Source organism: Wolbachia endosymbiont (group A) of Volucella bombylans, assembly GCF_964026965.1.
In the GTDB taxonomy this organism is placed as follows: Bacteria; Pseudomonadota; Alphaproteobacteria; order Rickettsiales; family Anaplasmataceae; genus Wolbachia; species Wolbachia pipientis.
In genome coordinates this window covers 1,237,660-1,251,352 of the sequence record NZ_OZ034717.1, presented here as the reverse complement: position 1 = coordinate 1,251,352, position 13,693 = coordinate 1,237,660, and the positions used below count along the sequence as shown (strand labels likewise).

The following is a 13,693-nucleotide window of genomic DNA, read 5'->3' as shown; positions in this document are numbered from 1 at the left end:
TGTGGTAAATGAAATGGACTCAAAAAAAGTAGAACTAATATTTGAAAAGTTTCAACAATCAAATCCTGCGCCAAAAATAGAGCTAAATTATACCAATCATTTTACGTTACTGGTTGCGATAGTTTTATCAGCGCGGACAACTGATGTAAGCGTTAATAAAATTACAAGAGAACTATTTAATATCGCTGATACGCCAGAAAAAATGCTGAGCTTTGGGCAGAGTGAGCTGAAAAAATGCATAAGCAGTATTGGTTTATATAATTCCAAAGCAAAAAATATAATCGGGCTTAGTAAAATATTGGTAGAACGATACAACAGCAAAGTACCTACTAATTTTGATGATTTGGTGTCTTTGCCTGGAGTGGGGAGAAAGAGCGCTAATGTGTTCTTAAATTCGGGGCTGGGCATTCCAACATTGGCAGTTGATACTCACGTTTTTAGAGTGAGCAATAGAATTGGGCTTGTGAAAGAAAAAGATGTGTTTAAAACAGAGCAATCTCTTTTAAATGTGGTTCCCAAAAAATACCTGCTTTATGCTCATCATTGGCTAGTTTTGCATGGTAGATATGTTTGCAAAGCACAGAAACCTTCGTGTGAAACGTGCATAATTCATGATTTATGTGAATTTGAGTGCAAAAGGTATAAAGTCTAGTATTTCTTCTTTTGTCATCCAAGTAGCTATAGAAACGAAAAAACTGTATCCGTTCAGCGGAGTGGCAGAATAAGGTAGACAAGGTGATCTAAAAAGATAATCATAGAGCAAAAGTGAAATAATATGGTAAACCTTTTAGAACTTTGCAAAAATTTACAGCAAAAAATAGAAAGGTTAGAAGCAAAAATAGAAAGATTGGAAAAAGAGAATGAAAGTTTAAAAGCAGAAAATAAGGCTTTAAAGATAGAAAATGCTGAGTTAAGAGAAAGACTCGGTTTAAGCTCAAAAAATTCATCAATACCAAGTTCCAAAGAGTTGTATAAAATAAAAAAGAATAAGCCGAAAAGCGAAAGGAATATTGGCGGTCAGGTTGGTCATAAAGGAAGTTTTCGCGCCAACATGGATGCAGATAAAGTAGTAAAGATAGAGTTGCCTAATACTTGCGAATGCGGAGGAGAAATTGCAATATGTGAAAAACCATATATTCATCAGAAAGTTGATCTTCCAGAAATCAAGCCTTATGTAGTGGAATATCAGTTAGAACATGGCCGTTGTCGGAGATGCGGAAAGAGAAGAAGTAGCAAGTTACCGGAAGGTGTTACGCCAGATACATTTGGTCCAAGGGTTAAGTCAATAATTGCAGCGTTCAGCGGATTCTACAAAAATTCAAAACGCGAAATAGCGAGTGTCGTAAATGATATCTTCAATTTGAACATAAGCGTCGGTAGCATATCAAATAGTGAACATAGAGTTGCTTCAAAATGCAAAAAAATGTATGAGCAGATCGAACAAGAGATAAGTAGGAGTAAAGTTCTACATATTGATGAAACGAGCCATTATAACAAAGGTAAACTCGCTTGGTGTTGGATGTTTGCAAGCAATACGGCAAGTTTTGTAAAATTTACAGAGTCAAGAGGAATGAAAGTTTTACAAAATAGTAAATTCTGCAATCGCAATAGCTTGGTAATAACTGACAGGTATGCAGCATACAATTATTTTGCCGATAAAAACAGGCAAATCTGTTGGGCACATTTATCAAGAGATTTTGAAAGATTAGCACATAGTTGAAGTTAAAGTTCTGGGCTGTTACTTGAGAAACGTGGCCACTGAATTATTTGCACTAAAAAAAGCTTTACTAAAAAGTGAGATAGATGTTTTGAGGTTTGTCAGACGTGCCAGAAAATTAAGAAAACGTACAAAGTATTACTTGAAGGAGATATCTCGTTTACCTGAAGCAATTGGAGCCTCTCGAGTTGCAAAAAATGTTCTGAGATCTGAAAGAATGATGTGGAAATTTTTAGATGACCCAGAAAATATTCCGCTGACAAATAACCACGCTGAACGGCAAATTCGGCATTATGTCGTTTATCGCAAAAACTCATATTTTACACAATCAAAGCGGGGAAATACATTCCTTGAGCGGATAATTTCATTATACTTAACTTGGAAACAAAGGGGTCTCAATCCTTTCCAAAATCTCCTATCTATTGTTTCTTAAACCACTCTCCTGAACGGATACAAAAAACTTACTTGACACATTTTGCTGGAATGATACAAGTTATTATTCAAACAACAGTTATGCAAGAGATCTGATTACATCTAAGCTAACAATGGACCACTAGATATATTACTAACCACGTTGACCTGATTCAATATTTTATTAGTGGGATTGAAATAATTTTCTATAAATTCCTTATATATAGCTGTTAACTTGTGTATATCGTTTACTGATACGCATTCGTTTATCTGATGTGCAGTTTTGTTGATTATACCAAATTCAATCACTGGACAAACATCTTTGATAAACGCAGCGTCAGATGTGCCACCACTTGTGCTCAACGCAGCATCAATACTGGTAACTTTATTTATTGCATCAAGCATAATATCAGTATTCCTATCGGGAGTAGAGAGGAAAACGTCCCTGCTGCTATGCATAAAAAGCTTATAATCGTTAGTTACACTAGAGCATATTTCATCAATCAGCTTATATAAGCCACCCGGTGTTTGTTCATTGTTATATCGAATGTTAAAACGTGTAGTTGCTGAGCCAGGTATTAGATTGCTAGTATTATTTCCAACATCGATAGTAGTAACTTCGCAATGTGAAGGCTGAAAATATTTATTACCATGATCAAAAGTAGTATTTTTTACCTTACTCAATATCGATATTACCTTATATATTGGATTGTCTGCTAGGTCTGGGTAGGCAACGTGCCCTTGTTTTCCATGGCAAATTAATTCAAATGTTACAGAACCTCTTCTGCCTATTTTTATGGTATCACCTAATTTCTTACTACTGGTTGGTTCGCCAACCACACAAAAATCTATCTTTTTCTGCTTATTTTTCATCCATTCCAAAACTGCCTTTGTTCCATATTCTTCCATGCTTTCTTCAGCACTGGTAATCAATGCACTTATCGAACCATTAAATTGAAACTTCTCTGCAATCAAATTTACCATAGCAGCAATAAATGCAGCTACTCCGCTTTTCATATCAGCGGCCCCTCTTCCATATAGCATTCCATCCCTCACTTCTGGATTAAATGGACCAAATGCCCAATCTTTTAACTGACCCGGTGGTACAACATCAACGTGCCCAGCAAAGCACAAATTTGGTACTCCATTTATATATTTCGCATAAAGATTTTTAACTTTATCACCAAATTCTAAAATCTCACAATCAAAGCCGCTCTTCTTGAAGATTGTTGCTATATACTCTATTGCCCCGCTGTCTTCTGGTGTTATACTCTCAAAAGAGATCAATTTCCTAGTTAGCTCTACAGGGTCAATTTTCATGTCAATCTTAAAATACTTATACTGCTATATTGTAAACACTCTATGCACTATTTAAAACAAATATTACATCAAACCGAACAAACTTTTCTAAGGGAAGTAATAACAGATTACTACCTTGCTGATGATATCTATGAAATATGCACACGACACGGAAATGACGTCTTTCTAGTTGCAGATAAAAATACAGCAAAACTTTTAAACAAAAACGTACTTAATAAAATTCCTAACTTAATTATTCCAGCTCCACCTGTCATTCCAGCGCGTGACACTGGAATCCATAAGTTGTTTTCCTGGATCCCAGTGTCAGCTACTTGCATGACACCAAGCAGAGCTGCCTCTCTTGAAACCGTAAATCTAGTTAGAAACAAAGCAAAAGACAGTGACTTAATAGTTGCATTTGGTAGCGGCACTGTTAACGATATCTGCAAATATGCAAGCTACCTCGAGAAAAAAGATTATATATCGTTCCCAACAGCCGCTTCTATGAATGGATATACCTCTGCAAATGCTTCAATATTAGTAAATGGATATAAAAAATCGTTCAAAGCACATCTTCCAAGAGCAGTATATATAGATATAGACATACTTGCCAATGCACCACTGCGTCTCACATTAAGCGGATTTGCAGATTTCATTTGTCGTTCAACAGTTCAGGCTGACTGGCTACTATCTCATTTGTTGCTTGGCACAGAATACAATGAATTACCTTTTACACTTGTTCGCGATTTGGAGCAAATTTTGCTAAGAAAGTATACGGCGCTTACTAAAAGAAGTAGAAAAGTGGTCCTATTACTTATGGAAGTTCTACTAATTTCAGGACTTGGAATGGTAATATCAAAAGGCAGCTATTCTGCAAGCCAAGGAGAGCATATGATAGCTCACGCAATGGAAATGGTAACAAGAGATCATTCCTTACTACATGGCGAAAAAATTGCTGTTACGACGATTACCATGGCTAATTTGCAGGAAAAGATATTATCAATACAAAACCCGATTATCAAACCGACCACTTTAGATGTAAAACATATAACTCAGTGCTTTGATAATATCGAATTTGTAAGAACTTTTGAACAGAAGCAAATTATGCAGCAAAAAATCCAAGAGATTATTTGTAAAGAATGGCATAATATTTCCAGTTTAATTAAGCAAAATTTACTACCTGCAAAACACCTGCAAAAAATATTTGAAGATCTATCAATTCCACACTTACCAGAGCACCTCAGTTGGAATAAAGAACAATATTGTAAAGTGGTCGATCTTGCGTTTACAACAAGAGATAGATTCACCTTTCTTGACTTAGCTAACTGCATAGAAGAAAGTTAAGTTTTGTAGTGAAATTCTGTCATTTAAAGAGATCATAGGCCAAAAGCTAAACCCTTTTCACAATCTCTTATCCATTGTCTCCTCACCTGAGTGGATATACAACTCATTCCAAGTAACTGACACTGGGTTTCACCAATAGCACTGCTTTGCTAAACATAGTTTAGTTCGAGTGGCTGAGGAGGGACTTGAACCCCCGACCAAGAGATTATGATCCTCCTGCTCTACCAACTGAGCTACTCAGCCTAATTAAAAACCTTATTATATACACGATCTATATGTTTCGTATAATACTTCAAATCAAACAAAGATTCAAGTTTTTCCGAGTTAATAACCTTAAGTAAGGGTTTATCTTGTTTCAATTCGGCCAGAAAATCACTGTTGTTTTGTTTCACTTTCATTGCATTGCTCTGAACAATTTTATACGCCTCTTCCCTCGCCAAACCACTATTTACTAACTCAAGCAATACACGCTGTGAGAAAACTAAACCTTTTGAAGAATTTAAGTTCTTTTCAATGTTTTCCTTATTGATCACCAATTTATCTATCAAATCTGTTAATCGCACTAAAGCAAAATCCATTGTTATACAAGCATCAGGAGCAATGCATCTTTCCACAGACGAGTGTGATATATCACGTTCGTGCCACAATGCAACATTTTCTAACGCAGGAAAAACATAACTGCGTATTAAACGTGAGAGTCCAGTCAGATTTTCACTTAAAATAGGATTACATTTGTGTGGCATAGCAGAGCTTCCCTTCTGCCCAGTGGAAAAATGCTCAGAAATTTCGCCGATTTCAGTTCTTTGCAAATGACGAATTTCAACAGCAACATTTTCTATTGAGCTTGCAATCACTCCCAAAACTGAAAAGAACATAGCATGTCTATCACGAGGAATGACTTGAGACGATATGATTTCAGGTATGAGTCCTATTTCTTTCGCTACATATTCTTCAACAAACGGATCAACATTTGCAAAATTGCCTACTGCACCTGATATTTTACAAATTGAGATCTCTTTTTGCGCGCTAATTAATCTCTGATAATTGCGTTTAAATTCAGCATAAAATCTGGCAAATTTTATTCCAAGAGTTGTTGGTTCTGCATGCATTCCGTGACTGCGTCCAACACAAACAATATCTTTATAGTCCTCAGCTTTTTTTTTCAATGCTGCAAGTAAATTTTTTAGATTCTCGAGCAAAATATCACAGGACTCTTTCAGTTGCACCGCAAGGCATGTATCCAAAACATCAGAACTTGTCATTCCATAATGAAGATAACGAACATCAACTCCCGCTTTTTTAGCAATATATGTCAGAAAAGCTATAACATCATGTTTTACAATGGATTCAATTTCGTTGATACATTCAACATCAAATTCAATAGCACCAGAGAGGTTCTCAGCAATATTATTCGGAATCACTCCTAACTTTGCTTGAGCTTCACACGCTAATTTTTCTATTTTAAGCCATATATTAAATTTATTATTTTCCTCCCAAATGGAAGACATTTCTTTTCTGCTATAGCGGGGAATCATTTTTGATTTATTCCAATAATGGTGTCATTCCAGTGCGTGACACTGGAATCCAGGTATAAAAGTATTTGCAAATTATTCAATGGACAACGGATTCTAGAAGCATAAAATAATGTCCATGATGAAATAAACTGGATCCCAGTGTCACGCACTGGGATGACATGAGGGAAGCACTGGGATGACACCAGCTTAGCCATGGCAGACATTTCTTTACGACTATAACAAGGGATCATCTTTGATCAGCTATCATCACCATCAGTAGCTTCTTTATTCGCATCTTGCTCTGCCTCTTGTTGCTCAGACTTCTGATTTTGCAATTTTACTTGCCTTAGCTCATTTGCATCTGTTTCGGATTTCACGACGTATATAGTAATTGGTACTACTACTTCACTATGTAATTCTACGTTTACTTGGTATTCACCCAAGTTTTTGATGCTTACTCCACCAAAAGATAAACTACGGTGATCTATCACATGTCCTTCTTGTAGTAAAATTTTCGCAATTTCACGTGTTGTTACAGAACCAAAAATTTTACCATCCTCTGAAGCTTGCTTTATCAATACCACAAACTTATCATGTAGTGACAATGCAAGCTCTTTTGCTACATTTAATCTTTTTATATTCTCTTCTTCCAGTAATAAACGTTGCTCCTCTAGCTTTGTTAAATTTTCCTTGGTAGCTTTCACCGCTTTTCTTTGTGGAAAAAGAAAATTACGTGCATAACCTGGTTTAACTTTGACAACTTCACCAAGCTTACCTAAAGTCCTTATATTTTCCTTTAAAATTATCAACATAAATTACCTAAACTTTTTTAGTACAGTAAGGAATAAGAGCTAAAAAACGTGCCCTTATGATCGCTAAGCGTAACTTCCTTTGTTTTTTTGCACATACGCCTGTTAATCTTCTAGGTAATATCCTACCATAGTCAGAGGTAAACTTGGATAATAAATCTATATTCTTATAATCTATGTCTTCATCTTTAGACGCAGCAAGAGGGCAAACTTTAGAACGCCTAAAGCCAGTCCTATTATTTACAGATACGTATGAATTATTAAAACTATTTCGTCTTTTCATCATTATGCGCTTTGCTCCTCAATTTGTTTATTCATCATATGAGATTTACCTTCAAAAATTTTATCAACCTGCACAGGAAAGTGGCGAATAACGTTCTCATTAAGTTTCATTCTACGCATAAATTCATCCAGAATGCTTGCAGTAGAACTTATGCACATTATACAATAATGACCGCTCTTCATTTTATTTTTGTGATATGCAAAATCCAAAAGACCCCAATGTTCATACTTGATTAATCCTGATGCTTCAATGTTTTTCAAAAGCATTTCCAACGCTTTGCTCGATTGAGTTGGACCGTTTATTCTAAAATCTTTCAAAATATCTTGAAAAATCTTTATTAGATGTTCTGAAATATTTCTCTTCAAAGCATTTACTGCGTTATGGATAAACGCACTTTTAGTACTGCCTCCTAGAAATTTTGTAAAATCTTGCGTTATTCCTAAATCTTTTAGGTCATCTTTCAACTCTTTATCGATTTTTGACTTCACTTCTTTCAAATTTGAAAGATCTTCTTCCAATTCAACCCATAAAATTTTTGTAAGATCTTCCAAGAAATCAGAGTAAGCAACTAGACCTTCTTTAATGTTTTCAGCACGCACTTCTAACTCTTGTGTTGTAAGCTTGTCATTTCCTTTTTTCAGAATATCCCTGATTTGCTGGAACATAACATCTGCTTTAATATTTTTCAATGAAACAGCTAGCTCTTGGACCATCTCCTCTACTTCTTGCTGTAATAATCCTTGTTGTGTTATAAAAGTAAATTCATAAAGATTCACTATATCTTCCTTTAATACCGATTAAATATTTCATTATATAAAGCTTTTTTATATAAGCAAGTTATTTGTATTAATTTCTACGCCTTTAATCCAGCTTAAGTTAGATATTTCATAAATTACTTGAGGAGCAATTGAGTATGCACCTGGTAATAAGATGCTCACTTTATGTTTTTCGAGAAGAAGTTTTAGCATTATTTTGGTTCTGCCTTCATCTTTCAATATTGCGTTTAATTCCATAGCGGCTTTTTGCGAATCCGTGCACTCAGTGGTGAGAACTAATTCTTTTATTGTAGAAGTGATTCTTTTTGTAAACTCAGATATATCTTTGCCTGCTAATCTTGTTGTATTTTCCGAAGCTTCAAGATCAATTATCACAAATGTTCCTGGTGAAAATAAATCTCTTTTTTCTTCTATTATTTCATTATTATAGAATGCTATTTCAGAAACGTTATGGGGATCAGAAAGTGTGAGGATAACAAACCTTCCACGCTCTGAAGTTCTCATACGTGCATTTAATATTACCCCAGCAGTTTTTGCTGTTCTATTTTCTCCGATAAACCCAATATTTAACTTTTCCAGAAGAGTTCTAAATTTTTCAAGCGGATGATTAGTTAAATAAAATCCTAGTGAAAATAACTCATGTTCTAATTTTTCCTCTTCATCAAAATCTTCCACATTCTCAAGTTTCGGTTTGAGGACATCAAGACTACCAAACAAAGCAGCTTGACTTGATTCTCTATCCTGTTTGTTTTTATTTGCAAAGTAAATCAGCGTGTCCATTGACTCATATAGCTGCTTTCTGTTCTTATGCACGCTATCGAATGCTCCGGATTTAATCAGGCTTTCTAGCGCTCTCTTATTTATTGTATGACCTGAATTTTGAATGAATTCCCATATGTCCTTACAAGCGCTTGAATGTACGTTCACTATTCCTTCCGCTATAGAAAAACCAACATTCCTCAAGGCAGCAATACCATAACGTATGCGTTCATCCTCTATTGAGAATTCAGCTTGAGACTTGTTTATATCAGGTGAAAGAACGGTAACGCCACTAAACTTTGCTGCATGATAAAATAAATTCAGTTTATCTCTATCATCAATATTCAGATTCATTAGTGCTGTAAAAAATTCTAATGGATAATTAGCTTTAAGGTAAGCCGTTTGATAAGATATCACCGCATATGCTGCAGCATGAGATTTATTGAACCCATAACCAGCAAATTTTGCAACAAGGTCAAAAATATAACTTGCCCTGTCATAATCAACGCCATTCTTCGTTGCCCCTTGGATGAAAAGTTCACGTTGTTTATCCATCTCTTCCTTGATTTTCTTACCCATGGCACGTCTCAGCAGATCTGCTTCCGCTAAGCTATACCCGGAAAGAATACGGGCTATTTCCATCACTTGTTCTTGGTAAATTATTACCCCAAATGTCTCTTTTAATACTTCCTCAAGTAACGGATGAATATAATCTGGCTTTTCAAGTCCGTGTTTTCTTGCAACATAAGTTGGAATGTTATCCATAGGTCCTGGACGATAAAGGGAAATTAAAGCGATAATATCTTCAATGCAGTCCGGTTTTAGTTTAATTAAAGCTTCTCTCATTCCCGAACTTTCAAGCTGAAACACTCCAATTGAATCACCGCTTGAGAGTATCTCATAGGTTTTTTGGTCATTTAAAGGAACTGAAGAAATATCAATCTTTTTTCCATCACGATTAATTAAACGACATACATGATCTATTAGCGTTAGCGTACCAAGCCCAAGAAAATCAAATTTTATTAGCCCAGCTTTCTCCACATATTTCATGCTGTATTGAGTGATTGGCAAAGCTGAATTTGGATCATAATACACAGGAACAAAATTTTCCAACTTTTGATCACATATTACAATTCCAGCAGCATGGGTTGAAACGTGACGATATATTCCTTCAAGCTTAAGAGATATATCAAGAAGCTTTGCAATTACCTCATCACTATCCCGCTCTTTCTGCAGGTTTTGATCAAACTCTATCGCTTGTGATAAAGTTACAGGATTTACTGGATTAAATGGAACCATTTTAGATATTTTATCCACTTGAGAGTAAGGCATTTGCAATACTCTACCAACATCACGCAATACTGCCCTTGCCTGCAATTTACCAAAAGTGATTATTTGAGCAACATAACCGTACTTTTTCTGAACATAATCAATAACCAGGTCCCTTTTCTCTTGGCAGAAATCGATATCAAAGTCAGGCATCGATACACGATCAGGATTCAAAAATCTTTCAAATATTAGGCCAAACTTTATTGGATCAAGGTCTGTAATCTGCAAGCCCCAAGCAACAATTGATCCAGCACCAGAGCCTCTTCCTGGACCAACTGGAATGCCATTTGCTTTGCTCCAACGAATGAAATCAGAAACTATCAAAAAGTAGCCAGCGTAGTTCATCGAAGTTATCACACTCAGTTCGTAATTCAGCCGATCGTAGTATTGTTTAAGGTCTATGTCTGTCTCATTCGCAATACGGAATTCTAATCCTGCAACTGCCTGCTCCCTCAGTTCTTCATTCTCAGTTTTATTTTCTCGACAAGGAAATTTAGGCAAAATAGGCTGCCTGCTTCTTGGCATGTAAGAGCACCGCTTAGCTATCACTAAAGTGTTATGAATTGCTTCGGGAATGTCGCTGAACAGCTCCTCCATTTCTGCCACAGACTTGAAGTAATGCTCGGTAGTTAACTTCTTTCTGTTATTCTCCAGGGCATAACTCCCCTCCGATATACACGTTAATATATCATAAGCCTCATAGTCAGACCTATTTGGAAAAAACACATCGTTCGTTGCAACTAGTGGTATATTGCGCTGATAAGCAAAGTCTATCAAAGCTTCTTCAAGCTCTAGCTCTTTATTCAACCCATGACGCTGCAATTCAACATATAAATGACCATTGAATGCTGAAAGCAGTTTTTCAACCGTTTCTTTATCTTGCCCCAACAATAGTTGAGCCAAACATCCACCGGTTAAAGCGATCAGACCCGTACTTAAATTCAATAGCTCATCAAAATCAACGTAAGGAATATCGCTGTTATTCTTGCGCTTTCTAAAAGACTCACTCACCAAAGTGACTAAATTAGTGTACCCTTGCTCATTTTTTGCAAGCAATAATATAGGTAAATTTTGTTCTGAATGTTTAACTATAATATTGCATCCTATTATTAGCTGTATTCCCCTACTTGCCGCATATTCTGCAAATTCAAGTGAGCCAAACAAGTTACCTGAATCAGTAATTGCAACCGCTGGCATTTTATTTCGCAAACAAAGGCCGATCAGCTCCTCAATTTTAACCGAGCTTTCAAGCAGCGAATAAACACTATGAACACGTAAGTGTATGAACATAAGAAACTTCAGATCAACAAAAAAGGATAACATTAATTTACTCATGAGAACATAATTTTCATGAGAACAAAAGCCTATAAAATTCTAAAATTAAAATACAAAAACTTACTTGACAAACTCCGCCAGCTCCCTTATCATGATAGTGAAGCTATTGTATTTGCTTTCGCCAATCTGCAGATTAAAAGGTAAGGATTACTTAATGTATCGGCGTCTTATGTTCAATTTTTTGCAGTATATAGATACTGTATGTCTTTACAAAACTTCATCTACATCTAGATTTTTATCTAAATAAGCTGAACGCGCTTATAAAGCGTTACAAGACATCAAAAAATGCCAATACTCGACAGAGATAGTAAAAGACTAGCTAACTCGGGGATTCTTTGTCTTTTTTTCTGCTTAGTAAATTTCTTAAACATTTGCAGCGTAAGTTAGTTGCAATTAAAAGCGGCTGAATCTCGCTTGTCAAGCGTTTAAAACATAAAAAACGCCAATATTTTAAAGCGGATAATAACCCCAGGGCTTCTTTTGCCTTTTTTTTCATTTAGTAAATTTCTTAATATTTATAGCTAAACAACAACCGTCATCCCTAAGTATCCCGCTGCTTGTTAGCGGGATCTCTTGTTAGCGCCGCGGTGGTATGACGTAGGATTGTTGTCATTCCGCTACTTGTTAGCGGCTGAGATACCGCGAATGAATCGCGGTATGGCGGTGTAGATGATGGTTAAGTAATTCGTCATCCCGCTGCTTGTTAGCGGCTAAGGGATACCGCGAATGAATCGCGGTATGACGTAGGGATTGCATTAGCTATAATTCTTTAGTTTTCACTTTTCTTTTAACCTTGCAATGATATTTTCTTTGCCGATAAAAATTAATAGTTTAGCGAGCTCTGGGCCTGTTTCTGTTCCTGTTAAAGCTAAGCGCAACTGCGTAAATAGGTCTTTTGCCTTTATATCCACTGTTTGTCGAATAGTTTTGACCCATTCTGACAACGTGTTTTCATTACAATCACCTTGGGGCAATGCATTGAACGCAATTTTTATAAGCTCCTTATCAAGAATCACAGGCTCTATATCGGATTTGCATATTTTCCACCACTTGGCCACCTCAGAAAACCTTTCTATATTGTTCCTTATAAAATACCAAAACTCTGAGGAGTCCACTCCAATTTGACTTAAACGGTCTTGCACCATTTCAAATGGCATTTGTTGCAGCACTTTGCTATTTAGCTTGTATGCTTCACTCAAGCTAAATTGCGTACATGCTGAGCTAAATTTTTTAATGTCGAATGAATCAATCAAAGATTGCATACAGGCGCAAGCTTCAATTGGATTGGATGTTCCAAGCTTCACTAAATAACTAACTAGTGCCATCGGTTCAATTTCATCTTCTTTTATAGATTTGATATCCAGCCCACCGACTCGCTTGGATATCTTGCTATCATCAAAATGTAGCAGAGAAAGGTGAGCAAATGTAGGGATTTTCGCTTTTAATGCTTTAATCATTTGAATTTGCACTGCGGTATTAGTTACATGATCTTCCCCGCGTACAATATGGGTTACATTAAAGTCAACATCATCGATAGCAGAAGGTAACATGTATGTGTACATTCCATCTTCTCTCTTTACCACGGGGTCACTTATGCTACTGGTTGCAATATTTATTTCACCTTTAACTTCATCATTCCATTTAACAACTTCATTTCTATCCAACTTAAATCTAAAATGTGGTCTTCTTCCTTCTTGCTCATAACGAATTTTCTCTTGCTCAGTTAGAAGTAACGCGCTTCTGTTATATACCGGGGGAAGTCCTTGTTTTAACTGCAATTTTCGTTTAATTTCTAACTCTTCTCTTGTTTCATAGCATGCATAAATATGCCCTTCTTTTATTAACTGCAAAAACACCTCATTGTAACGCTCAAAGCGCTCTGATTGCTTGAAACTTGCATTCCAATTGATACCAATCCATTTCAAATCTTGTATGATATCATTTATATATTTGACATCTGAACGCTGAAGGTCAGTATCATCAAAACGGAGTAAAAATTTTCCATTTTGATTGCGTGTGTACATCCAACAAACCAAGGCAGTTCGTACGTTTCCTACGTGGAGGTAGCCAGTTGGGCTTGGAGCGAATCTTGTTAGCATTTAAATAGCAATATTGTT

The 13,693-nt window shown here is 36.0% G+C and carries 11 protein-coding genes, 1 tRNA gene and 1 pseudogene; 3 read left to right on the top strand and 10 right to left on the bottom strand.

Features of this window, described 5'->3' with window-relative positions:
* The first annotated feature begins 13 nt into the window (after positions 1-13).
* Entirely contained in the window at positions 14-652 is a 639-nt protein-coding gene (gene nth / locus AAGD51_RS06310) for an endonuclease III (RefSeq protein ID WP_006279797.1), read from the top strand.
* A gap of 123 nt (positions 653-775) precedes the next feature.
* A pseudogene (locus AAGD51_RS06305) lies at positions 776-2,150 on the top strand (IS66-like element ISWen3 family transposase).
* A gap of 101 nt (positions 2,151-2,251) precedes the next feature.
* On the opposite strand, the gene dapE reads toward AAGD51_RS06305, so the two are convergent.
* Positions 2,252-3,448, bottom strand: a complete 1,197-nt coding sequence (gene dapE, locus AAGD51_RS06300; protein WP_182320691.1) for a succinyl-diaminopimelate desuccinylase — start codon at positions 3,446-3,448, stop codon at positions 2,252-2,254.
* Positions 3,449-3,490: 42 nt separating this feature from the next.
* On the opposite strand from dapE, the gene AAGD51_RS06295 reads away from it, so the two are divergent.
* Positions 3,491-4,771: an iron-containing alcohol dehydrogenase gene (locus tag AAGD51_RS06295; RefSeq protein WP_341810440.1), complete on the top strand. Its 1,281-nt coding sequence runs from the start codon at positions 3,491-3,493 to the stop codon at positions 4,769-4,771.
* A gap of 170 nt (positions 4,772-4,941) precedes the next feature.
* Here the strand turns inward: AAGD51_RS06295 and AAGD51_RS06290 are convergent.
* From AAGD51_RS06290 to gltX, 9 genes are all read right to left on the bottom strand, one after another.
* Positions 4,942-5,014: transfer RNA gene (locus tag AAGD51_RS06290), tRNA-Met, on the bottom strand.
* Complete coding sequence (gene purB, locus AAGD51_RS06285) at positions 5,014-6,306, bottom strand: adenylosuccinate lyase (protein ID WP_012673216.1); 1,293 nt, start codon at positions 6,304-6,306, stop codon at positions 5,014-5,016. The genes AAGD51_RS06290 and purB overlap by 1 nt, the downstream gene beginning before the upstream one ends.
* Positions 6,303-6,536, bottom strand: coding sequence for a hypothetical protein (locus AAGD51_RS06280; protein WP_077188215.1), 234 nt, complete (start codon positions 6,534-6,536; stop codon positions 6,303-6,305). The genes purB and AAGD51_RS06280 overlap by 4 nt, the downstream gene beginning before the upstream one ends.
* Before the next feature lie 6 nt (positions 6,537-6,542).
* Positions 6,543-7,097 (bottom strand): 50S ribosomal protein L9, encoded by a 555-nt coding sequence (rplI, locus tag AAGD51_RS06275; protein ID WP_006279792.1) that lies wholly within the window; start codon positions 7,095-7,097, stop codon positions 6,543-6,545.
* A 7-nt stretch (positions 7,098-7,104) separates the two neighbouring features.
* The gene (rpsR, locus tag AAGD51_RS06270; RefSeq protein ID WP_007548890.1) at positions 7,105-7,380 is read right to left on the bottom strand and encodes a 30S ribosomal protein S18; all 276 of its coding nucleotides are present in this window, start codon (positions 7,378-7,380) and stop codon (positions 7,105-7,107) included.
* Positions 7,380-8,153, bottom strand: a complete 774-nt coding sequence (locus AAGD51_RS06265; RefSeq protein ID WP_065094495.1) for a 30S ribosomal protein S6 — start codon at positions 8,151-8,153, stop codon at positions 7,380-7,382. The genes rpsR and AAGD51_RS06265 overlap by 1 nt, the downstream gene beginning before the upstream one ends.
* Before the next feature lie 48 nt (positions 8,154-8,201).
* Positions 8,202-11,531, bottom strand: a complete 3,330-nt coding sequence (gene dnaE / locus AAGD51_RS06260; protein ID WP_077188217.1) for a DNA polymerase III subunit alpha — start codon at positions 11,529-11,531, stop codon at positions 8,202-8,204.
* A 364-nt stretch (positions 11,532-11,895) separates the two neighbouring features.
* Positions 11,896-12,072 (bottom strand): hypothetical protein, encoded by a 177-nt coding sequence (locus AAGD51_RS06255; RefSeq protein ID WP_179945710.1) that lies wholly within the window; start codon positions 12,070-12,072, stop codon positions 11,896-11,898.
* 280 nt (positions 12,073-12,352) lie between these two features.
* Entirely contained in the window at positions 12,353-13,675 is a 1,323-nt protein-coding gene (gltX, locus tag AAGD51_RS06250) for a glutamate--tRNA ligase (protein WP_077188218.1), read from the bottom strand.
* Between the last annotated feature and the right edge of the window lie 18 nt (positions 13,676-13,693).